The sequence below is a fragment of the Mycobacteriales bacterium genome (genome assembly GCA_035995165.1).
Classification (GTDB): Bacteria; Actinomycetota; Actinomycetes; order Mycobacteriales; family CADCTP01; genus CADCTP01.
Genome location: DASYKU010000066.1, coordinates 24,484 through 45,478, shown reverse-complemented (window position 1 = coordinate 45,478; position 20,995 = coordinate 24,484). Strand labels below are relative to the sequence as shown.

Here is a 20,995-nt window from a genome sequence, read left to right as displayed (position 1 = left end):
TCACGCCTTCCGGGCGAGTGCGGGCTCGGCCGTCCGGGCCGGGGACGGCCGCGGGCGCCGGCGGGGCCGGCCGGTCAGGGGGAGGCTGGCGGGCGTACGCCGGGCCAGCTCGGCGACCAGCAGCGAGCCGGCCAGCGCGAGCACGGTGGCGACGCCGGCGGTGATCGCTGCCGGCGGCCCGTACGCCCCGGGCAGGAGCAGCAGCCCGACCAGGATCGCCGGGTGCACGAGGTAGACGCCGAAGGAGAGGTCGGAGGCCCGGTCGACCCAGCGCACGTGCGGGGCGCCGTCGTCGGTCCACCGGGTCGCGGACGCGAACAGCCCCGCGGTGAGCAGCACCGCCCACAGCTGCAGGGCCGGCTGGACCGCGTCGGAGGCCGTGTCGGCGCGGACCCCGGCGGCGAGCGAGCCGAAGAAGAGGGCCTCCATCGCCAGCGCGCCGGCCAGCGTGCCCAGCAGGACCGCGCGCCGGTGCGCCCGCAGCCAGCCGAGCACCGCGTCCAGGTGCAGCGCCGCCACCCCGCCGACCGCGAACAGCAGCCAGTACGTCGGCAGCAGCTGGGCCGCGTAGCCCTTGTACTGGGCGAGCGGTCCCGGGCCCCAGTGCGTGTAGTGCAGCCAGGTGGTGATCACCATGCCGAGGACCAGGCTGCCCAGCAGCAGCGCCCACGGTTGCCGGCGGGTGGCCCGCAGCAGCCGGAGGAAGGCCGGCAGCACCACGTAGAACTGCATGGTGACCAGCAGGAAGTAGAGGTGGTACCAGGCCGTCCCGGTCAGCAGGGCCTTACCGGCCCCGTCCCAGGGCGTGTCCCGGCCACCGGTCGCCCAGGACAGCACCAGGAAGAGCACCGACCAGGTCAGGTACGGCACGCCGACCAGGGTCAGCCGCCGCCGCAGCGAGCCGGTCCGGCCGGACCGTTCGGCCGAGCGGACCAGCACGATCGCCATGAAGATGAAGAACGCCGAGCGGGTGTAGTGCAGCAGCATCAGCGTCGCGTGCCCGCCGACGTCGAGCGCGGCCACCGACGAGGTGACCGCGTGCACGGCCACGACCGCGCCGAACGTGATGACCCGGACCAGGTCGACCTCGGGAACCCGGCTGCTGGTCCTCTTCGCGGGCTTCGCCTCGGTGGTCGCCGTCACGAGCCGCCGTCCCGGGCCATCTCGGCGACCTCGGCCCGCAGGACCTTGCCGGTGCCGGTGGTGGGCAGCTGCTCGACCACGGTCAGCTCGGCCGGCTGCCGGTCGCGGGCCAGCGCCGCGCGGCACCGCTCGGCCAGCCGGTCGGCCAGCCCGGGATCGTCGCCGGCGCCGACCACGTACGCGACCGGGACCTCGCCGAGGACCGGGTCCGGGCGGCCGACCACGACCGCGTCCCGGACGCCCGGGTCCTCCCGCAGCACGTCCTCGATCTCGCGCGGCAGGATCTTCTCGCCGCTGCGGTTGATCAGCTCGCTGGCGCGGCCGACCAGCCAGAGGTAGCCGTCGGCGTCGACGTTGCCGAGGTCGCCGGTGTCGAGCCAGCCCTCGGCGTCGAAGCGGTCCGCCCCGACCCCGGTCGCGTACGAGCGGATGACGCCGGCGCCGCGGATCTGCACGGTGCCGGACCCGCCCGCCGGCAGCGGCCGGCCGTCCGCGCCGACGACCTGCAGCTCGCCGTCCACCGGGAGCCCGACCGAGCCGGGCTTCCGGACGCCGTCCAGCGGGTTGACCGTGATCTGGCTGGCCGCCTCGGTCATCCCGTACGACTCCAGCACCCGGATGCGGTGGGCCTGCTCGAACCGTTCCAGCACCGGCACCGGCAGCGGGGCCGACGCGCTGCGGACGAACCGGATCCGGTCCGGGTCCGCGGTGGTCGCCGGGTCCTCCGACAGCAGCGCGAGGATCGCGGGCACCGCGTTGACCCAGGTGGCGCGGTGCTCGTCGACCGTGGTCCAGAAGCCGCTGCGGGAGAACCGCCGGGCCAGCACCAGCGTGCCCTGCGCCCGCAGCGTCGCCAGCAGGCCGACGACCTCGGCGTTCACGTGGTGGAGCGGCAGTGGGCAGTAGCCGACGTCGGCCGGGCCGAGCCCGTGCGAGCGGGCCACCGCGGCGGCGACGTGGGCGAGCTGGGCGTCCGGCAGCAGGACCTGCTTGGGCTCGCCGGTGCTGCCGGAGCTCGACAGCAGCACGCCGCCGGGGCGCTCGGTCGGCTCCCGGTCCAGCCGCTCCAGCTGGTCGTCGCGGATGACCGCGATCGTGTCCGGCTGGTCGAGTCGCTTGTCCAGGGCCCGCGGCGCGGCCGGGTCGACCGGGGCCGCGACCCGGCCGGTGGCGAGCAGGCCGAGCAGCGCCAGGGCCGCGTCCAGCGGGTCGGCGACCGCCGTGGCGACGGTCGCGCCGGGCGGGACGCCCGCGTCGGTCAGGTGCCGGTCCCAGCGGGCGACCGCGGCCGGCAGGTCGGCGTAGGCGATCCGGCGTGGCCCGGACGCCGCGGCCAGGCAGGTGGCGTCCCCCCGCTCGGCTGCCGCCCGGTCGATCCACCGGGCGATCTGACTGAGCTCGTCCACTGGCATCCCTCGAGAGTGGCCGCGCAACTCGTGTGGCGGCCGGGTACTCGCTGTATGCCCGTTGTGAACGCGACGAATGCCCGTGCCCGGGGGACGAGACCCGGGTCACACCGACCCTCGGGTCAGGGCTTCCGGGGCTTGACCGAGACGCCGCCGATGAGGGAGAAGAGGCGCAGCCGCAGCACCGGGGCACCCGGGGCGGGCTCGGGCAGCCGCACCGAGTGCCCGCCGAGCAGGGTGAACCCCTCGACCTCGACCCGGACGCCCGGCGGCACCTTGACGTCCATCCCGCCGACGATCGAGACCCGGGTGAACTCGACCTCGGACGCGGCGAACTCGGCGTCGGTGAGGTCGAGGTCGGCGCCGCCGATGATGCTGATCCCGACCGTCCGGACCGGGACCCGCCAGGAGCCCTTGCGGCTCACCCCGCCGATCGGCGAGATCTGCCAGGACGTCCGGACCGGGGTCGCGGGCGCGATGCTGGTGGGGGTCGCGGGCAGGTCGGCGGTGAGCGGCACCAGCTCGGCCCGGGTCCGGGCGCCGTGCGCCTGCCCGACCCGGTCGCTGAACTCCGCCAGCGTCAGCCGGCCCTCGCCGACGGCCCGGCCGAGCAGCTCGGCGACCTGCTCACGCTCGGCATCGGAGGCACGGACGTCGTCCGCCGGAGTCTCGCTCATGGACCGCACCGTACCGTCCCCGCCCGGGCATTCCGGGCACCCCCGCCTGGGCTGAACCGCGGCGCGGGTCCGGTGCGTCATCAGCCGGTGACCGGCACCGGCGGGTCGTAGTCGCGATGGGTCCTCCGCCTCCGGCGGGGTTCGGTGAAGCGGTCGGGCCGGGTCCGGCACCGCGCACGAGCCCCGCCCGGGGGTTACGGGGGCCGCCCCGACGACTACGACGCGGCGCAGGTGGCGTTGCGGGCGGGGACCTTGAGGGAGATCAGGTAGGCGTCCACGGCCGCGGTCACGCAGGCCGTCTTCGGGTACGCCGTGTGCCCCTCGCCCTGCCAGGTCAACAGGTGCCCGGTGGCCAGCGTCCTCGCCAGCACCTGCGCCGACGCGTACGGCGTGGCCGGGTCGTGGACGGTGCCGATCACCAGCAGCGGGGGAGCGCCCGCGGCCCGGACCGCCGGCAGCGGCTCCCGCGGCGCCGCCCACTGCCCGCAGGTCAGCAGGCCGAGCGCGAGCGAGGTGCCGAACAGCGGGTACTTCGTCCGCCAGGCCGCGAGCTCCTTGCGCACCGTCGCGTCCGGCACCTTCTCCGCGCTGTCGGCGCAGTTGATCGCGATGTTGGCGTCGGCCAGGTTGGTGTAGTCGCCCTTGGCGTCGCGCTCGTTGTAGCGGTCGGCCAGCGTGAAGATCCCGCTGGAGCTGCCGTTGCGGGCGTCGGCGATCGCGGACTCCAGCTCGGCCCAGTCGCCCCGGTCGTAGAGCGCGCTGATCACCCCGAGCAGGACGTGCCCGGCGGTCGCCTTCCGGCCGCCGCTGCCGCCCGGGATCGGCGTCTGCCGGGCCTTGGCCAGCAGCGCGGTCACGGTCGCGCGCGGGTCCGGGCCGATCAGGCAGGCTGCGTTGCGGGCCTTGCAGTCGGCCGCGAACTGGTTGAACGCCTGCTCGAACCCGGCCGCCTGGGTCTGCGACGCCGCCACCTCGCCCTGCTTCGGGTCGACCGCCCCGTCCAGCACCAGCGCCCGCACGTTCTTCGGGAACAGCTGCGCGTAGACCGAGCCGAGCCGGGTCCCGTACGAGTAGCCCAGGTAGGTCAGCTCGGCGTCGCCGACGCCCTGCCGGACCAGGTCCAGGTCCCGCGCGGTCTCCTCGGTGTTGTAGTGCTGCAGGTCGTCGCCGTACTTGGACAGGCAGGACTGCGAGACCTGCTTGGCCAGCGCCACCTGGGCCTGGTACGCGGCCTCGGTCTTCGCGTCCGGGTCCAGCGCGGTCTGCTGGTCCTTGAGCTGGTCGGAGATGCAGGAGACCGGCGCGGACAGGCCGACCCCGCGCGGGTCGAAGCCGACCAGGTCGAAGCGCTTCAGCACGTCGGTGGGCAGGCTCAGCCCGAGCCCGACCGCGGCGTCCAGCCCGGATCCGCCGGGACCGCCGGGGTTGACCACCAGCGAGCCGATCCGCTTCTGCTGTCCGGCCAGCCGGACCCGGATCAGGAACAGGTCGATCGCCTTGCGCGACGGGTCCCGGTAGTCCAGCGGCACCCGCAGCTTGCCGCAGCCGAAGGACAGCGGCCGGTCACCGCCGGGCGCGTCCTTGACCTGCGGCGCGATCACCGACGTGCAGTCGGTGAAGTTCACCGGGGAGATCGTCGGGGCGGCCGGCGCCGCGGTGGTCGGGGCCGGGGCGCCCGGGATCGGGTCCCCGCCGTACCGGCCGTTGCCGTCGATCGACGTGCACCCGGCCGCCGCGAGGGCGACCACCAGAAGGACCAGCAGCCGGCGCATTTCCCAACCCTAGGACAACAAACTGGCCAGGTCGTAGGAGACCGGGACCTCGAGCTGTTCGTACGTGCAGGAGCGCGGCTTCCGGTCGTCCCGCCAGCGGACGAACTGGGTGGTGTGCCGGAACCGGGTCCCCTCCATGTGGTCGTACTTCACCTCGACGACCCGCTCGGCCCGCAGCGGCTCCCAGGACAGGTCCTTCTTGGCGTTCCAGCGGGACTGCGCGCCCGGCAGCCGGCCGTCGGCCTGCGCCTGGGCCTCGGCCCAGTCCTGCCAGGGATGGTCCTTGACCGCGTTCTTCCGCCAGGGCGCCAGCTCCTCGACCAGCTCGGCCCGGCGCGCCATCGGGAAGCTCGCGACCACGCCGACGTGCTGCAGGACGCCCTCGCCGTTGAAGAGGCCGAGCAGCAGCGAGCCCAGCAGCGGCTCCTCGGGGGTGCTCTTCTTGTGCCAGCGGAAGCCGGCCACCACGCAGTCCGCGGTCCGCTCGTGCTTGATCTTGAGCATGGCCCGCTTGTCCGGCTCGTACGTGCCCTCGACCGGCTTGGCCACGATCCCGTCCAGCCCGGCGCCCTCGAACGTGCCGAACCACTCCTGGGCCACCGCGGGATCGTCGGTCACGCTGGTCCGGTACACCGGCGCCGTGGCCTTCGCCAGCGCCTTGTCCAGTCTCTTGCGCCGCTCGCCCAGCGGCACCTCCAGCAGCGACTCGTCGCCGAGCGCGAGCAGGTCGAAGACCACCAGGCTGGCGGGGGTCTCCTTGGCCAGCAGCTCGACCCGGGACCTGGCCGGGTGGATGCGCTGCAGCAGCGCCTCGAAGTCGAGCTTGTCGCCGGTGGCGATGATGATCTCGCCGTCGACCACGCAGCGCTCCGGCAGCTGCTTCTTCACCGCCTCGACGATCTCGGGAAAGTAGCGGGTCATCGGCCGCTCGTTGCGGCTGCCGAGCTCGACCTCGTCACCGTCGCGGAAGACGATGCAGCGGAAGCCGTCCCACTTGGGCTCGTACAGGTAGCCGGGTTCGTCCGGCACCGTCTTCACCGACTTGGCCAGCATCGGGGCGACCGGCGGCATCACGGGCAGGTCCATCGGCTCAGTCTCCCCGAACCACGGCGAACCGGTGGAACAGCGCGCCGTCCTCCTCCAGCAGCGCGGTCAGCCGGAGCGGGACCGGACCGTGCTCGGGGCCGGCCTCGATCCGGCCCGGGCCGGGGCCGGCCAGCAGCGGCGAGAGGGTCAGGCAGAGCTCGTCCAGCAGCCCCGCGCCGGCCAGCCCGGCGAAGAGGCTCGGGCCGCCCTCGCAGAGGATCCGGCCCAGCCCGCGCTGCCGCAGCGCGGCCACGGTGCCGGCCAGCCCGTCGGTGGTGACGACGTCGGCGACCCTCTCCAGGGCGGCCCGCCGGTCGGCCGCGGCGCCCGCGGCCGCGAACACGACCGTACGGACCGGCGGGTCGGTGAAAAGGCTGGAGCTGAGGTCGAGGTTCAGGCTGCGGGAGACGATCGCGAAGGTCGGCAGCTCGGCCCGCCCGGCATCCCGCCGGCGGGACCGCCGCTCCGCGCTGACGTGCGGGTAGCCGTAGCGCTCGTTGCGGATCGTGCCGGCGGCGACCAGCACGACGTCGGCCAGGTCGCGCTGCAGCTGGAAGACCCGCTTGTCGGCCGGTCCGGACAGGCCGCCGGACACGCCCTTCAGCGTCACCGCGCCGTCGGCGCTGGAGACGAAGTTCACCCGGAGGTGCTCCGGCGGCGTCGCGTAGGCGGCGAGCAGGTCGTCGTCGGACAGGTCCTCGGCCGGGGACGGCAGCAGCTGGCGCACGCCCGTCATCCCACCATCGATCCCCGCGACGGGGAACGGGAACCCCGGCCGGGGTCCCGGGCTCGGGGCCGGCGGCCCGTACCGCGTCGTCGCCGTCACGGGACAGCAAGATGCCTTCGGCCGGAACGTTGTCTTTCTCTGGAGATCAACGTTGGTCACGATGCGGGAACAGCGGTCCGGCGGCGGCGGGCTGGCAGCATGGGGGCCGTGACCGCCCCGGAGCTCTCGTTCACGCTCGCGCTGCATCGGCTGCTCGCAACCGACCCGGCGCGCGGCTTCGCCTGGTCGCCGTACTCGGTGGCCTCCGCGCTCGGCGTCGTCGCCGCCGGTGCCCGCGGCCGTACCCGCGACGAGCTGGCCGAGGTCGTCGGCGACCTGGACGCGCTCGCCGCCGGGCTGAGCGCGGGCGCGGCGCTGAAGGACGACGCGGTGACGATCGGGGTCGCCAACACGCTCTGGGCCGACCTGACCCTGCCGGTCGCGCCCGAGTACCTGGCCGCGGTGAAGTCGTGGCCGGGAGGCACCGCCCGCGGGGCCGACTTCCGCGGCGACGCCGAGGGCGTCCGGCAGGAGATCAACGCCGACGTGTCGCGGAGTACCCGCGACCTGATCAAGGACCTGCTCCCGGCCGGGCTGCTGGACCGCGAGACCCGCGCGGTGATCGTCAACGCGCTCTACCTGCGGGCGTCCTGGACCAAGCCGTTCGAGAAGGGGCAGACCCGGCCGCAGCCGTTCCGGACCCCGGGCGGCGAGGTCTCGGTGCCCACGATGCGGACCACCCGCTCCTTGCCGTACGCGGCCCGGTCCGGCTGGACGCTGGTCTCGGTCCCGGCCGGCGGCGGGGTGCTGGCCGACGTGCTGCTGCCCGACGGCGACCTGGCTCCCCTCGATGCGGCCACGCTGACGGACCTGCTGGCGGCGGCGACACCGCGGGAGGTGGCGCTGGAGCTGCCGCGGGTGACGGTTCGGGGCCAGGCCTCGCTGGCCGAGCCGCTGGCCGGGCTGGGCATCCAGCGGCTGTTCGGCGACCAGGCCGACCTGACCGGGGTGACCGGCGGCAAGGAGGGCCTCAAGGTCGACGCCGCGCTGCACAAGGCCGTCCTGACCCTGGACGAGGCCGGCCTGGAGGGCGCGGCCGCGACCGCCCTGATGATGACCCGCCTGGCCGCGATCACCGCCCCGCCCCGGCCGGTCGCGGTCCGCGTCGACCGCCCCTTCCTTCTCCAGATCCGCCACCGCCCCACCAACGCCCTCTACTTCCTCGCCCAGGTAACCGACCCCCGCTGAGTTGCACCTCCCGCCGCCGCCGTGAGACGATCTTGACGCTGCGGAGATCACAAGCCCGCAGAAGTGAGGCCCCGGCTCTCCGGACGGTGAGCGCGGGGCCTTCGCGCATCCGGGGTCAGTAGTCGACCCTCTCGACCTGCCCCAACGACTCCAGGTCGGCGGGTACGCCGCGGACCAGCGCTTGGAAGGTCGCGCTGGCCACGATGTCGGCCGCCCAGAGCAGGGGATCGTCACGCTTCCCGAGGAAGCGCACCGAGACACCCGCGCCGGACGGACCCTCGCCAGCAGAGCGGCGTCCTGGCGATCCGGCTTGGCTCCACGGGACTCGAGCACCAGGAGATCCAGTTGCTCGCGGCTGATCCAGGAGATCGTCGTCAGTCCCACCGCCCGTGCGCGGGACAGGGTGTCCGTGCTCTGGCGGACCACCGTCGTCAGATCGAGGCCGAGCGCACCGACCGCCTTGGCCAGGCGCTCGCGGCGAGCACCGTCCTCCTTCGAGAAGTGCAGGAAGTCGGCGCCGTCCAGGAGGAGGGGACTGTCCCAGGAGGAGCTCGGCACGGAATCCGGGGTGTCGCGCGTGACGGTCGGGTCCATCGAGCGGGGCGATCACCCGGCCAGCGTCCTGGCGTACCGGAGGCTGGCGCGAGCCTTCGGAGTGCGGGTGTCGGAGTTGCTCGACGGGGAGCCGTGAGGGGGGCGCGCCTAGGGTTGACGGATGGGGCGGACTCGGGTTGTGGTGGAGCTGGATCTGACCGAGGCACCGCCGGAGGTGGTGCCGAGCGATCCGCTGGCGATGGTGCGGGGCCGGCGGCGGCCGAGCCTGCGAGCGGTGGTCGAGGCGCTGCACGCGGCGGCCGAGGACCCGGACGTCGCCGGGCTGATCGCCCGCGTCGGCGGCAGCCTGCCGCTGGCCCGGGCCCAGGAGCTGCGCGACGCGGTCCGCGAGTTCGCCCGGACCAAGCCCGCGGTCGCGTACGCGGAGACGTTCGGCGAGGGCGACCCCGGCACGGTCGCCTACTACCTCGCCACCGGCTTCACCGAGATCTGGCTGCAGCCCTCCGGTGACCTCGGCCTGACCGGGATCGCGGCCGAGACCACGTTCCTGCGCGGGCTGCTGGACAAGGCCGGGCTGCAGCCGCAGTTCTCGCAGCGGCACGAGTACAAGAACGCGGTCGACCGGATCGTCCGGCACGGCTACACCGACGCGTTCCGGGAGGCGTCCTCCCGGCTCGTCGCCTCCGCGTACGAGCAGGTGGTGGACGGGATCGCGGCCGCCCGCGGGCTGAGCCCGGAGCGGGTCCGGGAGCTGGTCGAGCAGGCGCCGCTGTCGGCGCAGCAGGCCGCGGAGGCCGGGCTGGTCGACCACGTCGGCTACCGCGACGAGGTGTACGCCGCCCACCAGAAGGACGCCGAGCTGCTGTTCCTGTCCCGGCACGCCCGGGCCGCCACCCCGCGCAGGATCGCGGCCCGGCTCAAGAACCGCAACGCCCCGGTGGTCGCGGTCGTCACCGTGGCCGGCGCGATCCAGCAGGGCCGCAGCCGCCGCAGCCTGCTCTCGCCGAACGCGGGGTCCGGCTCGGACACGGTCGCGGCCGCGCTGCGCTCGGCCGGGCGGGCCGACGACGTGACGGCGGTGCTGCTGCGGGTCGACAGCCCCGGCGGCTCGTACGTGGCCTCGGACGTGATCTGGCGCGAGGTCGGCCGGTTGCGGGCGCGGGGGATCCCGGTGGTCGCCTCGATGGGCGACGTGGCCGGCTCCGGTGGGTACTTCGTGGCGATGGCGGCGGACGCGATCGTGGCCCAGCCCGGCACGCTGACCGGCTCGATCGGCGTGTTCAGCGGGAAGGTCGTCACGTCCGAGCTGCTGGACCGGCTCGGCATCGGCACCGGCGCGATCGCCGAGGGCCGCAACGCGCGGATGTTCTCGGCCCGGACCGGGTTCGACGAGGACCAGTGGCGCCGGCTCGACGAGTGGCTGGACCGGGTCTACGCCGACTTCGTCGGCAAGGTCGGGCAGGCCCGCGGGATGACGCCGGAGCAGGTGCACGAGGTGGCGCGGGGGCGGGTCTGGACCGGCGCCGACGCGTACGAGCGGGGGCTGGTCGACTCCCTCGGCGGGCTCCGGACGGCGGCGGCGATGGTCCGGGAGCGGGCCGGGCTGCCCGCGGACGCCGAGCTGCGGCGCTGGCCGCCGACCAGCCCGCTGGACCGGTTCTCGCCGCCGCGCTCCAGCGAGGACCGGGCCGCGGCGGCGATGCGGGCGACGGACTGGTGGGCGGGCTGGGGCTCGCTCTCCGGTGCGGCGGCCCACCTCGGCCTCGCCCCCGACGGTCCCCTCACCATGCCGCCGCTCACCCTCGGCTGACGGGTCCAGCGGCTCGTCAGCCGTCCGGCAGGACTGGCGCGCCCCGCGCCGGTGGGACGGGAACCGGGGCCGGTGGGACGGGAACCGGGCCCGGTGGGCCGGGAACCGGGGTCGGTGGGACGGGAACCGGGGCCGCCCCCGTGAGGAGGCGACCCCGGTCCGGGGCTCAGAGGATCAGAAGCCGCCGGTTCCGTTCGGGGTACCGAGGCCGGTCGGGCCGTCCCAACCCGCCCGCGCCCGGCAGAGCTGGGTCGGTGTGCAGGTCCCGTTGGACCCGGTCGTCACGTCGAACAGCGATGTCGAGTGCTGGTACGGGAAGTCGTTCGCGTCGATCGTCGCCGCGTTGCCGGCCAGGCCGAAGACGGAGGCGATGATCGGCGAGGACGCGCTGGTCCCGCCGAAGACGAGCCAGCCGGACGCGCCGGCGGCCGGCGTGCTGTCGAACACGGCGACGCCGGTGGCCGGGTCGGCGACCGCGGACACGTCGGCGACCGCGCGCCGCGCGCACCCGGTGTTGAAGGTGGACGCGCTCGGGATCGCGGTGTTGAACCGGGAGCAGCCGGAGCCGGCCCCGGACCAGGCCGACTCGGTCCAGCCGCGGGCGGTGGTGGTGGCCCGCCGTAGCGAGGTGCCGCCGACCGCGACCACGAACTGCGAGGACGCCGGGTACTCCACGCCGAAGCCGCCGTCACCGGAGGACGCGGTCACCGCGATGCCGGGGTGGTTGTAGAAGTGGCCGTTGGTGGTGTCGGAGGAGTCCGCGCCGCCGTAGCTGTTGCTGATCGCGGTCGCGCCGAGCGTGGCCGCCCTGTTCACCGCGGCGCCGAGGTTCGCGAACGAGGAGCTGTTGGCCTCGACCAGCAGGATGTGGCAGTTCGGGCAGGTGGCCGAGACCATGTCGACATCGAGCGAGATCTCCTGGGCCCAGCCGGTGTCCACGGCCGGCGGCGGCGAGGTCGCGCCGTTCTGGTTGACCTTGCGGAAGCAGCCGTTCGCGGTCGTGCAGGCCGGCAGCCCGAACTGGCTGCGGTACGTGTTGAGGTCGGCCGCGGCGGTCGGGTCGTCGAACGCGTCGACGATCGCGACGGTCCGGCCGGCGCCGGCGGTCGCGCCCGGCAGCTTGTACGCGGACTGGATGTCGGCCGGGAAGATCCCGGACGGCGTGGTCGCGGCCGGCGTCACGCTGCCGGCGACCGCGGCGGCCGGGTCGACCCGCAGCGCGTTGCAGGCGGCGTGGCCGGGCGCGGCCTGGGCGCAGACCCGGGACACGTGCTTGGCGGGCTGGGCCGCGGGGGCGGCGCCGGCGGCCGGGGCCACGGTGCCGGCCCAGGCGATCGAGGCGATGGCGGCCGCCGCCACGGCGGCCAGGACTGGACGGAGTCGCACTAGGACCTCCTGATGGGGGCGCCACGCGGCGCACCTGCCGCGGATTGTTACTCCGATCGCATCAGTCAGTCGCCCCCGGAAGACCCCAGATCTACCCAAGCGGGCACTAAGAAGATCAGCAGCCCTCGTCCGAACGGCCGACTGATCCGCGCCGCCGCCACCGTCGTCACCGGCGTGGGCGCGGCGAGGCGATGAGCCCCGGCCGCCAGCAGCGGCATCGCCGCCCACGGCGAGCCGGCGCAGGTCAGCCCGTACGGACGGCCAGCTCGACCACGGCCGTCGAGCCCGGTTCCAGCTCGACCGCCCCGTCCCGGTAGACGAACCCGGGCACGGAGGAGAGCAGCACGCTGATCGGCGTGCCGTCCAGCGGCACCTCCTGCCGCTCGGCGGCGAGGTTCACCGCGACCCGCAGCCCGCCCCGGTGCACGACCAGCCAGCGCGCGTCCTCGTCGAACGTGACGTCGACCCGGTCCAGCCGCGGGTCGGACAGCTCCGGCCGGGCCCGGCGCAGCTGGGTCAGCCGCCGGTAGAAGTCGAGCACGTCGGCATGCTTCTCGTCGGTCAGCTCGGCCCAGTCCAGCTTGGAGTGCTGGAAGGTGGCCGGGTCCTGCGGATCGGGCACGTCCTCGGTGTCCCAGCCGTGCGCGGCGAACTCCTCCCGGCGGCCGTGGGCGACCGCGGCGGCCAGCTCCGGCTCCGGGTGCGAGGTGAAGAACTGCCAGGGCGTGGTCGCGCCCCACTCCTCGCCCATCCAGAGCATCGGCGTGAACGGCGAGGTCAGCAGCAGCGCGGCGCCGACCTTGAGCAGCTGCGGGGACAGCGACCCGGGCTCGCCGGACAGCCGGTCGCCCAGCGCGCGGTTGCCGACCTGGTCGTGGTCCTGCAGGAAGGCCACGAACCGGTACGCCGGCGTGTCGTCCCGGTTCACCCGCCGCCCGTGCAGCCGCCCCCGGAACGACGAGTACGACCCGTCGTGCACGAACGCGCCGGTGAACGCCTTGGCCAGCGTCCCGAGCGAGCCGAAGTCGGAGTAGTAGCCCTGCTGCTCGCCGGTGAGCAGCGCGTGCAGCGCGTGGTGCACGTCGTCGTCCCACTGCGCGGTCAGCCCGTACCCGCCGGCGTCCCGGGACCGGATCAGCCGGGGGTCGTTGAGGTCGGACTCGGCGATGAGCGTGAGCGGCCGGCGCAGGTGTGCGGACAGCGCGTCCACCTCGACCGCCATCTCCTCCAGGATGTGGATCGCGCCCAGGTCGACCAGCGCGTGCACGGCGTCCAGCCGGAGCCCGTCGACGTGGAACTCGTGCAGCCACATCTGCGCGTTGTCCAGGATGTAGCGCCGCACCGGCTCCGAGCCGGGCCCGTCCAGGTTGACCAGGTCGCCCCAGGTCGACTTGCCCGGCTTGAAGAACGGCGCGAACCGCGGCAGGTACGCACCGGAGGGCCCGAGGTGGTTGTAGACCACGTCCAGCACCACGCCGATCCCGCGCCGGTGGCAGGCGTCGACGAACGCCTTGAACGCGTCCGGCCCGCCGTACGGGTCGTGCACCGCGTACCACCCGACGCCGTCGTAGCCCCAGTTGTGGGTGCCGTTGACCGCGTTGACCGGCAGCACCTCGACCAGGTCCACGCCCAGCTCGGCCAGGTGGTCGAGCTTCTCGGTGGCCGCGGCGAAGGTGCCCTCGGGGGTGAACGTGCCGACGTGCAGTTCGTAGACGACCGCGCCGGCCAGCTGCCGGCCCGTCCACTCGCCGTCGTCCCACTCGTAGGCCTGGGGGTCGTGCAGCCGGCTCAGGCCGTGCACGCCCTCCGGCTGCCAGCGCGAGCGCGGGTCCGGCAGCGGGGTGTCGTCGTCGCCGAGCAGGAACCCGTAGTCGTCGCCGGGTCCGGCCTCGGGCACGGTGACCCGCCACAGGCCGTCCCCGGCCGCGGCCATCTCGTGGTCGTTGCCCAGGGTGCGCAGCCGTACCTGGTCGTGGTTCGGCGCCCAGACCTCGAACGTCGTCATCGTGTCCCTTCCGCTGGTCCGAATGGACCTACCGGACCAGCACTACCCGGTCGCACCGCTAGTGTCCCGGGTGATCGCCGCATCGTCGGACAGCGGGGGGTACACGTGGCCACGTCGCTTCGGGATCTGCTGCGGGTGACTCCGGGCGCTCCGGTGGACCTGGACGAGCTGGACGCGCGGGCCACCCCGCACGCACCCGGCGGCAAGAAGAAGACCGCGGCCGGGATGGCGGCGGAGGGCGACCGGCTGGCCGGCCTGCAGGAGGCGCTGTACGCGGCGTCCGCCCGACGGATCCTGCTCGTCCTGCAGGGCATGGACACCTCGGGCAAGGGCGGCGTGATCGAGCACGTCATCGGCCTGGTCAACCCGCAGGGCGTGCACATCCACTCGTTCAAGAAACCGACCCCGGACGAGCTGCGGCACCACTTCCTCTGGCGGGTCCGCCGGGCGCTGCCCGACCCCGGGATGATCGGCATCTTCGACCGGTCCCACTACGAGGACGTGCTGGTCGGCCGGGTGCACGCGCTGGCCGCCCCGGAGATCGTCGAGAAGCGGTACGACGAGATCAACAAGTTCGAGGCCGGCCTGGTCGAGAACGGGTACGCGCTGGTCAAGTGCTTCCTCAACGTCTCCTACGACGAGCAGCGGGAGCGGCTGCTGTCCCGGCTCACCGACCCGACGAAGAACTGGAAGTTCAACCCGGGCGACCTGGCCGAGCGGGCCCGCTGGACCGACTACCAGCAGGCGTACCGGATCGCGCTGGAGCGCTGCTCCACCCCGCAGGCGCCCTGGTACGCGGTGCCCGCGGACCGCAAGTGGTACCGGAACTGGGCCGTCGGCCGGCTGCTGCTGGAGACCGTCCGGGACCTGGACCCGCAGTACCCGCAGCCGGAGCTGGACGTCCCGGCGCTGACCAAGGCGCTGGCGCCGCCGAACTGATGCGCGTCCACCTCGACACCGACTTCGGCGGCGACACCGACGACGCCTGCGCCCTGGCGTACCTGCTGGGGCGGGCGGACGTGGAGCTGACCGGGGTGACCACGGTCGCCGACCGGGACGGGATGCGGGCCGCGTACGTCCGGCACCTGCTGTCCCTGGCCGGCCGGCACGTCCCGGTCGCGGCGGGCGCGGCGCTGTCGATGACGACGGGCCGGCGGGCCGACCCCGAGTACGGCGACTGGCCGCTGCACCGCCGGCGGCCGGGGAAGCCGGGCGCCGCGCTGGACCTGCTCGACCGCAGCATCGCCGCCGGGGCCACCGTGATCGGCATCGGCCCCTGCACCACCCTGGCCCTGTACGAGCTGACCCGGCCCGGCCGGCTGCGCAACCCCGTGCTCATGGCGGGCTGGCTCGATCCGCCGGCGGACGGGCTGCCGCCCTGGGGCCCGGACATGGACTTCAACAACCAGTGGGACCGGCGCGCGTTCGAGCTGCTGCTGCGGACCGGGCCGACGCTGGTCACGCTGCCGGCCACGCTGGCGACCTGGATCCGGGAGGCCGACCTGCCCCGGCTGCGGTCCGCCGGGCCCGTCGGCACGCTGCTGGCCCACCAGGTCGCCGCGCACGGCGCCCGCCACGACATGGCCGACCTGGCCGCCGCCCACCCCGCGCTGCCGGCCGACCTGCTCAACTTCCAGTACGACCCGGCCGCCTGCGCCGTCGCCCTCGGCTGGGACGGCGTGACCGCCGAGGTGACCCGGGTCCGGCTGGGTGCGGACGGCGCGCTGGTCCGGGACCCGGCCGGGCTGCCGGTCAAGGTCGTCACGGCCGTCGACGGCCCGGCCTTCGCGGCGCACTGGATCGAGACGGTCGAGGCAGTCGGCCGGGGCTGATCGGCGGATCGGTGATCCGGACATCTGGCGTAACGGCCCCATCGGGTGAGTAACTAGCCGTATGCCCACCGAGTCCGCCGCCACGCCCGAGGACGGCCTGCGTGAGTTCGGCTACCAGCAGGAGCTGCGCCGCTCCGTCTCCACCGTCGATCTGATCATCTACGGCCTGATCTTCATGGTGCCGATCGCGCCCTGGGCGATCTTCGGCACCGTCTACAACGCCGCCGAGGGCATGGTCCCGCTGGTCTACGTGGTCGGCCTGGTCGCGATGATCTTCACCGCGCTGGCGTACGCGCAGATGGCCAAGGAGTTCCCGCTGGCCGGCTCGGTCTACGCGTACGTGGGCCGCGGGCTGCACAAGGTGCTCGGCTTCTTCGCCGGCTGGTCGATCCTGCTGGACTACCTGCTCGTCCCGACCCTGCTCTACGTCTTCGGGGCGGAGTCGATGGTCGGCATCTTCCCGGGCACCGAGCGCTGGATGTGGGCGATCGCGTTCGTCGTGGTCAACACGATCGTCAACCTGATCGGGATCAGGTCGCTGGCCCGGTTCAACCGGGTCTTCCTCGCGATCGAGCTGGTCTTCCTGGTGATCTTCGTGATCATCGCGATCACCGCGCTGGCCCGCGGCACGATCGCCGGCGCCCACTTCGGCCTCGAGCAGCTCTGGGACTCCGACAAGGTCACCCCGGCGCTGATCGCGAGCGCGCTGAGCATCGCGGTGCTGAGCTTCCTCGGCTTCGACGGCATCTCGACGCTGTCGGAGGAGGCCACCGGCGGCCGCAAGGCCGCGGGTACGGCGATGGTCAGCGCGCTGCTCATCGTCGCGGTGCTGTTCGTCGGCGAGACCTGGCTGGCCGCGGCGCTGGCCGCCGGGACCAGCAGCTTCGACGACGCGCACGTCGGCAACGCGTTCTTCGACCTGGTCGGCAGCGCGTCCACGGCCGGCTGGGCCAAGGCGTTCCTGGCCGTCAACGCGCTCGCGGTCGGCATCGCCAACGCGATCGCGGCCCAGGCGGCGACCTCCCGGCTGCTGTTCAGCATGTCCCGGGACGGGCAGCTGCCGGCCTTCCTGCGGGTGGTGAACCGCCGCCAGATCCCGCAGAACGCGCTGCTCGTCGTCTCCGGGCTGACGCTGGTGCTGGTGCTGTTCTTCGTCGGCAAGCTCGACCTGATCAGCTCGCTGGTGAACTTCGGCGCGCTGTTCGGCTTCTGCCTGCTGCACATCGCGGTGGTCAACCACTACGTGATCCGCAAGCACAGCCGGAACTGGCTGCTGCACCTCGTCGTCCCGGTGATCGGGTTCGTGATCATCGGCTACGTGCTCGTCCACGCCGACACGAACGCGAAGGTCGGCGGCATCGTCTGGCTGGCCGTCGGCGCCGGCGTCTTCCTGTACTTCCTGCTCACCGGCCGCAGCCGCGACCTCACGATCGGAGCCGGCGCCTGACGGCCGTCGACCCGCTGATGCCGCGCGGTTAGCGCGGACTTAGCGCCGGCTTAGCGCCGTTCGCCAGGGTCTCGAGGGAGTCGGCGAAGGAGGCGCAGTGGGGAGTGTGAACCTGGTCGCGCTGCTGGTGACGGCCGGAACGTTCGCCGTCGCCGCGGTGGCGAAGGCGCGGCATCGCGACGAGTTCGCCGGGTCGCTGGTGGCGCTGCGGCTCGTCCGGCCGGTGGTCGCCCGGCCCGTGGCCAACGCGGTGATCGCCGGTGAGACCGCTCTGGTCGTGCTCTGCCTCTGGCCGGCGACGCGGGTGGCCGGCCTGGTGCTCGCCACGCTGGCCCTCCTCGGTCTGGCCGGCGTCGCGCTGCGGGCCGCGCGCGGCCCGGCGCCCGCCGCCTGCCGGTGTTTCGGTGTGTCGGGGGCACCCTTGGGCCGGCCCCACGCGGTGCGCAATGGCGGTCTGGCCGGTGTGGCCCTGCTGGCGGCGGCGACGTCCGGACCGGCAGTGCGCATCGGCCCGCTGCTCGTCGCGGCGACGGTCGCGTTCGTGCTCGTCGCGCTCGTGGTGCATCTCGACGACCTGACCGCGCTGGTCCGGACGCCCGGCACCGCGGAGCGGGCCCGATGAGCGTGCTCGCCGCAGCCGTCGCCGTGCTGACCGTGGTCACCCTGATCAACCTGCTGCTGTTGCTCGGTGTCGTGCGCCGGCTGCGGACCTCGGTCGCGCCGCACCGACCCGCAGACCCGTTCGGGCTGGCCGCCGCCGAACCACTGGTCCTGCCGGCCGGCAGCCCGTTGCCGGACGTCGAGCTCCCCGGCACCGACGGCGCCCCGTTCCGGCTCCGTACGCTGGCCGACCACCGCGTGTTCCTGGCGTTCCTCTCCCAGGGCTGCGGCAGCTGCCACCTGGAGCTGCCGAAGGTTCGTGACCTCGCCGCGCGGGCGGCGGCCGACGGGGCCGCGGTGGTGATCGTCGTGCTGACCGAGCACGGCGACCCGACGCTCGAGGAGCCGTTCGCCGGCATCGCCACGGTGGTCCGGGACCGCCCGCTCGGGCCGCTGTCCGGTGAGTTCGGTATCACGTCGTTCCCGAGCTATCTGGTCTTCGACCACGATGCGCTCGCGGGCAGCGCCTTCACCGTCGACCGCGTCCCGTGGGGTGCGCGTGCGTGACCGGCCGCGCACGAGCCCGGCCTCGCGGCTGATCCTCCGGGCCTCGCCCGGCCGGCTGCTCGCCCTGACGGCGCTGGCCCTGGTGGGCGGCCTCGTCACCGCGGTCTCGGCCGTCGCCCTGCAGCGGTTGGTGGACGCGATCGTCGGGTCCGGATCGGGCCTGGCCGTCGGCGGCTATGCCGCGGCGATCGTCGCGGCCACCCTGCTCGGGGCGGGCGCACCGGAGGTGGACCGGTACCTCCAGGGCCAGATCGGACGGATCGCCGGCGCGCAGATCGTCGGGCGGCTGTATGAGCGGGTCGGTCAGGAGACCGGCGTCGACCGCCTGGAGGATCCCGGATACCAGGATCGGCTCACGCTGGCCGGGGACGCTGCCGCCATGGCGCCACAGCTGCTGCTGCGCGGCGCGCTCGGCCTCGCGACCGCGGCGGTGACCGCCGGTTCGCTCACGGTGGTGCTGCTCGGCGTGGCGTGGCCGCTGGCGGTCCTGGCGCTGGCCGGGGCGATCCCGGTGATGGCGATCGAGTTCCGGCTGGCCCGGCTGAACGTCTCCATGCTGGGCCGGCTCGCCCCCATCCGGCGGCGGCGCGAGGCGTACCGCAGCCTGATCTGCAACCCGGTGGCCGGCAAGGAGCTGCGACTGTTCGGGCTGGGCGACTTCTTCCGGCACCGGATGCTGGCCGATCTCGACCTCGCGAACCGGCACGAGCGCGATCTGGAGCGCACGACGCTGCGGATGCAGCTGATCGCCGCCGGGGTGGTCGGCGCGATGGTCGTCGCCGCGGTCGGCGTCGTCGCGCGCGGGGCCGCGGCCGGCGGGACCAGCGCCGGTCAGGTGGTCGCGGTGGTGACCGCCTTCGGCGGGCTGACCGCGGCGCTGACCGGTGCCGTGCAGGCGCTGGGTCAGCTGCGGTCCGGCCAGCAGCTCGTCGGCGCCGTCGACGGGATCTGCGCGCCTGCTGCCGTCGTCGAGACGCCGGCCCGACCGGCCGCGCCGCTGCGACAGGCGGTCCGACTGGAGGACGTCTGGTTCCGCTATCGCCCGGACCTGCCGTGGATCCTGCAGGGCATCAGCCTCACGATTCCGGCCGGCGGATCGGTCGCGCTCGTCGGGCTGAACGGGGCAGGGAAGTCCACGCTGGTCAAGCTGCTGTGCCGGCTCTACGAACCGACCCGCGGCCGCATCACCTGGGACGGCGTCGACCTGCCGGCGCTCGACCCGGTGTCGCTGCGGGACCGGATCGGCGCCGTCTTCCAGGACTTCGCCACCTACGACCTCACCGCGGCGCAGAACGTCGGTGTCGGGCGGCTGGACCATCTCGACGATCGCCCGCGGATCCTCGACGCGATCCGTCGCGCGCACATCGAGCGCGAGCTGGCCGCCCTGCCCCGCGGCCTCGACACCATGCTCAGCCGGCTCTTCTTCCGTGACCCCGAAGAGGTCGACGACGCCGACACCCCGCTCGTCCTGTCCGGCGGGCAGTGGCAGCGCGTCGCGCTGGCGCGCATGTTGATGCGCGCGGACTGCGACCTGCTCCTCCTCGACGAGCCGAGTTCCGGGCTCGACGCCAAGGCCGAGCACGACCTGCACCGAGCGGTCGCCGACACGATGATCGGCGGCGCCCGCGTGCTCATCTCGCACCGGCTCTCCACCGTGCGGCACGCCCAGCGCATCTACGTGCTGGCCGGTGGCCGCGTCGCCGAGTCCGGCTCGCACCGGGAGCTGATGAACAGTCCGGGCGGCCGCTACGCCGAGCTGTTCTCCCTTCAAGCCGCCGGCTACGCCGACCCCGACGACGACGCCCTCGAGGGCGCCGCCGCGGTGCCGGCTCAGGCCGGGTAGCCCGCTCATCTATCCGAAGGAGGGAGGTGAATCATCATGTCGATCACCAAGCTGGCTGACCGCCTCGTCTCCGCGGTCGTGCCGACGACGGACGCCTCCGCGAACTGTGGGAGGTTCCGGTTCCTCTTCTACCGGTGCTGCGCGGCGCCCTTCCAGCACAAGGCGGTCTCGGAGGACACCTGCGGCAACCAAATGGTGGGTAGCTGCCTGAACGCCCGCCCCGAGTGCGGCTGACGCTCAGCCACCGATGTGGCCGGGGCCGGCGACAGGCGCCGGTCCCGGCCGCATCGGTGTCGTCATCGCCGGATTCGCGTTCGGCCGGGCGAACCGGCGGACCGCGCGGCCGAAGACCAGACTCTCGGCGATCGGGCCGTGCACCGCCGAGTCGTAGGAGCGGCCCCGGTCACCCCGCACGTACACGTGGCCGGCGGGGATCTCCACACGGTCGATGACCGCGCCGGCGAGGGCGGTGATCCGCTTGACCCGCGGCTGGGTCCGGTCGAACACGACGACGTCCCCGGCGCGCAACCGGCTGCGCCGGTGCGGCCGGACGGCGAGGACGCGGTCGCCGTCGTGATAGGTCGGCTCCATGCTGACGCCGTTGACCCGGATGATCAGCACTCGCCGCCGCGCCCACACCAGCGCCGCGACCGCGGCCGCGCACCACGCGGCCGACCTCGTCGCAGACATCGTCCTCCGGCCCGGGTTCGCGTTACGCACGTCGACATGTGCACCAGCGTGCCGTTCCGCCTCGGCGTTCCCGGCCAGCTAACCATCTGGACCGGGGCCGGAACAGTGACACGCCCGCCCTGCGCCCACGGCTCGTGCCGGCCGCGCTCGCCGTGGCCGAGC

Annotated in this window: 20 protein-coding genes; 10 read left to right on the top strand and 10 right to left on the bottom strand. The window is 73.9% G+C overall.

The window, feature by feature from the left end:
• The 6 genes from VGP36_11210 to VGP36_11185 form a co-directional block, all read right to left on the bottom strand.
• Window positions 1–1,143 carry an acyltransferase gene (locus VGP36_11210; protein ID HEV7655280.1) on the bottom strand — a complete coding sequence of 381 codons (1,143 nt, stop codon included), beginning with the start codon at window positions 1,141–1,143 and terminating at the stop codon, window positions 1–3.
• The gene (locus VGP36_11205; GenBank protein HEV7655279.1) at window positions 1,140–2,549 is read right to left on the bottom strand and encodes an AMP-binding protein; all 1,410 of its coding nucleotides are present in this window, start codon (window positions 2,547–2,549) and stop codon (window positions 1,140–1,142) included. Before VGP36_11205 ends, VGP36_11210 begins: the two co-directional genes overlap by 4 nt.
• 122 nt (window positions 2,550–2,671) lie before the next feature.
• Window positions 2,672–3,226: a DUF1707 domain-containing protein gene (locus tag VGP36_11200; protein ID HEV7655278.1), complete on the bottom strand. Its 555-nt coding sequence runs from the start codon at window positions 3,224–3,226 to the stop codon at window positions 2,672–2,674.
• Between the two features lie 215 nt (window positions 3,227–3,441).
• Entirely contained in the window at window positions 3,442–4,998 is a 1,557-nt protein-coding gene (locus tag VGP36_11195) for an alpha/beta hydrolase (protein ID HEV7655277.1), read from the bottom strand.
• Window positions 4,999–5,007: 9 nt separating this feature from the next.
• The gene (locus tag VGP36_11190) at window positions 5,008–6,084 is read right to left on the bottom strand and encodes an ATP-dependent DNA ligase (protein HEV7655276.1); all 1,077 of its coding nucleotides are present in this window, start codon (window positions 6,082–6,084) and stop codon (window positions 5,008–5,010) included.
• Window positions 6,085–6,088: 4 nt separating this feature from the next.
• Window positions 6,089–6,811, bottom strand: a complete 723-nt coding sequence (locus VGP36_11185; protein HEV7655275.1) for a dihydrofolate reductase family protein — start codon at window positions 6,809–6,811, stop codon at window positions 6,089–6,091.
• A 207-nt stretch (window positions 6,812–7,018) separates the two neighbouring features.
• On the opposite strand from VGP36_11185, the gene VGP36_11180 reads away from it, so the two are divergent.
• Entirely contained in the window at window positions 7,019–8,098 is a 1,080-nt protein-coding gene (locus tag VGP36_11180; GenBank protein ID HEV7655274.1) for a serpin family protein, read from the top strand.
• 115 nt (window positions 8,099–8,213) lie between these two features.
• Here the strand turns inward: VGP36_11180 and VGP36_11175 are convergent, their stop codons facing one another.
• Window positions 8,214–8,351 carry a hypothetical protein gene (locus tag VGP36_11175; GenBank protein HEV7655273.1) on the bottom strand — a complete coding sequence of 46 codons (138 nt, stop codon included), beginning with the start codon at window positions 8,349–8,351 and terminating at the stop codon, window positions 8,214–8,216.
• 150 nt (window positions 8,352–8,501) lie between these two features.
• On the opposite strand from VGP36_11175, the gene VGP36_11170 reads away from it, so the two are divergent.
• Both VGP36_11170 and sppA read left to right on the top strand, forming a co-directional pair.
• Window positions 8,502–8,789, top strand: coding sequence for a helix-turn-helix transcriptional regulator (locus VGP36_11170; GenBank protein HEV7655272.1), 288 nt, complete (start codon window positions 8,502–8,504; stop codon window positions 8,787–8,789).
• Window positions 8,790–8,813: 24 nt separating this feature from the next.
• Window positions 8,814–10,463, top strand: coding sequence for a signal peptide peptidase SppA (sppA, locus tag VGP36_11165; GenBank protein HEV7655271.1), 1,650 nt, complete (start codon window positions 8,814–8,816; stop codon window positions 10,461–10,463).
• Between the two features lie 174 nt (window positions 10,464–10,637).
• Here the strand turns inward: sppA and VGP36_11160 are convergent, their stop codons facing one another.
• The gene (locus VGP36_11160) at window positions 10,638–11,849 is read right to left on the bottom strand and encodes a S53 family peptidase (protein HEV7655270.1); all 1,212 of its coding nucleotides are present in this window, start codon (window positions 11,847–11,849) and stop codon (window positions 10,638–10,640) included.
• A gap of 244 nt (window positions 11,850–12,093) precedes the next feature.
• Complete coding sequence (gene treZ, locus VGP36_11155; GenBank protein ID HEV7655269.1) at window positions 12,094–13,854, bottom strand: malto-oligosyltrehalose trehalohydrolase; 1,761 nt, start codon at window positions 13,852–13,854, stop codon at window positions 12,094–12,096.
• Between the two features lie 105 nt (window positions 13,855–13,959).
• Between treZ and VGP36_11150 the strand changes: the two genes are divergently transcribed.
• The 7 genes from VGP36_11150 to VGP36_11120 all read left to right on the top strand — a co-directional run bounded on the left by VGP36_11150 (window position 13,960) and on the right by VGP36_11120 (window position 20,377).
• Window positions 13,960–14,793, top strand: coding sequence for a PPK2 family polyphosphate kinase (locus VGP36_11150; protein HEV7655268.1), 834 nt, complete (start codon window positions 13,960–13,962; stop codon window positions 14,791–14,793).
• Window positions 14,793–15,686, top strand: a complete 894-nt coding sequence (locus tag VGP36_11145) for a nucleoside hydrolase (protein HEV7655267.1) — start codon at window positions 14,793–14,795, stop codon at window positions 15,684–15,686. The genes VGP36_11150 and VGP36_11145 overlap by 1 nt, the downstream gene beginning before the upstream one ends.
• Before the next feature lie 61 nt (window positions 15,687–15,747).
• A complete protein-coding gene (locus VGP36_11140) occupies window positions 15,748–17,133 on the top strand; it encodes an APC family permease (GenBank protein ID HEV7655266.1) in 1,386 nt (461 codons plus the stop codon).
• A 97-nt stretch (window positions 17,134–17,230) separates the two neighbouring features.
• Complete coding sequence (locus VGP36_11135) at window positions 17,231–17,755, top strand: MauE/DoxX family redox-associated membrane protein (GenBank protein HEV7655265.1); 525 nt, start codon at window positions 17,231–17,233, stop codon at window positions 17,753–17,755.
• On the top strand, window positions 17,752–18,300 hold the full coding sequence (locus VGP36_11130; protein ID HEV7655264.1) for a redoxin family protein: 549 nt from the start codon (window positions 17,752–17,754) through the stop codon (window positions 18,298–18,300). The genes VGP36_11135 and VGP36_11130 overlap by 4 nt, the downstream gene beginning before the upstream one ends.
• Window positions 18,293–20,143 carry an ABC transporter ATP-binding protein gene (locus VGP36_11125; protein HEV7655263.1) on the top strand — a complete coding sequence of 617 codons (1,851 nt, stop codon included), beginning with the start codon at window positions 18,293–18,295 and terminating at the stop codon, window positions 20,141–20,143. The genes VGP36_11130 and VGP36_11125 overlap by 8 nt, the downstream gene beginning before the upstream one ends.
• A gap of 36 nt (window positions 20,144–20,179) precedes the next feature.
• Window positions 20,180–20,377, top strand: coding sequence for a hypothetical protein (locus VGP36_11120; protein HEV7655262.1), 198 nt, complete (start codon window positions 20,180–20,182; stop codon window positions 20,375–20,377).
• Between the two features lie 3 nt (window positions 20,378–20,380).
• Here VGP36_11120 and VGP36_11115 read toward each other — a convergent pair whose 3' ends face one another.
• Window positions 20,381–20,833: a S26 family signal peptidase gene (locus VGP36_11115; GenBank protein ID HEV7655261.1), complete on the bottom strand. Its 453-nt coding sequence runs from the start codon at window positions 20,831–20,833 to the stop codon at window positions 20,381–20,383.
• Window positions 20,834–20,995 lie beyond the last annotated feature (162 nt).

Coding starts and splice junctions, on each gene's coding strand:
- VGP36_11200 (HEV7655278.1), bottom strand. CDS start 3,226: ATGAGCGAGACTCCGGCGGACGACGTCCGTGCCTCCGATGCCGAGCGT.
- VGP36_11195 (HEV7655277.1), bottom strand. CDS start 4,998: ATGCGCCGGCTGCTGGTCCTTCTGGTGGTCGCCCTCGCGGCGGCCGGG.
- VGP36_11190 (HEV7655276.1), bottom strand. CDS start 6,084: ATGGACCTGCCCGTGATGCCGCCGGTCGCCCCGATGCTGGCCAAGTCG.
- sppA (HEV7655271.1), top strand. CDS start 8,814: ATGGGGCGGACTCGGGTTGTGGTGGAGCTGGATCTGACCGAGGCACCG.
- treZ (HEV7655269.1), bottom strand. CDS start 13,854: ATGACGACGTTCGAGGTCTGGGCGCCGAACCACGACCAGGTACGGCTG.
- VGP36_11145 (HEV7655267.1), top strand. CDS start 14,793: ATGCGCGTCCACCTCGACACCGACTTCGGCGGCGACACCGACGACGCC.
- VGP36_11140 (HEV7655266.1), top strand. CDS start 15,748: ATGCCCACCGAGTCCGCCGCCACGCCCGAGGACGGCCTGCGTGAGTTC.
- VGP36_11130 (HEV7655264.1), top strand. CDS start 17,752: ATGAGCGTGCTCGCCGCAGCCGTCGCCGTGCTGACCGTGGTCACCCTG.
- VGP36_11120 (HEV7655262.1), top strand. CDS start 20,180: ATGTCGATCACCAAGCTGGCTGACCGCCTCGTCTCCGCGGTCGTGCCG.
- VGP36_11115 (HEV7655261.1), bottom strand. CDS start 20,833: ATGTCTGCGACGAGGTCGGCCGCGTGGTGCGCGGCCGCGGTCGCGGCG.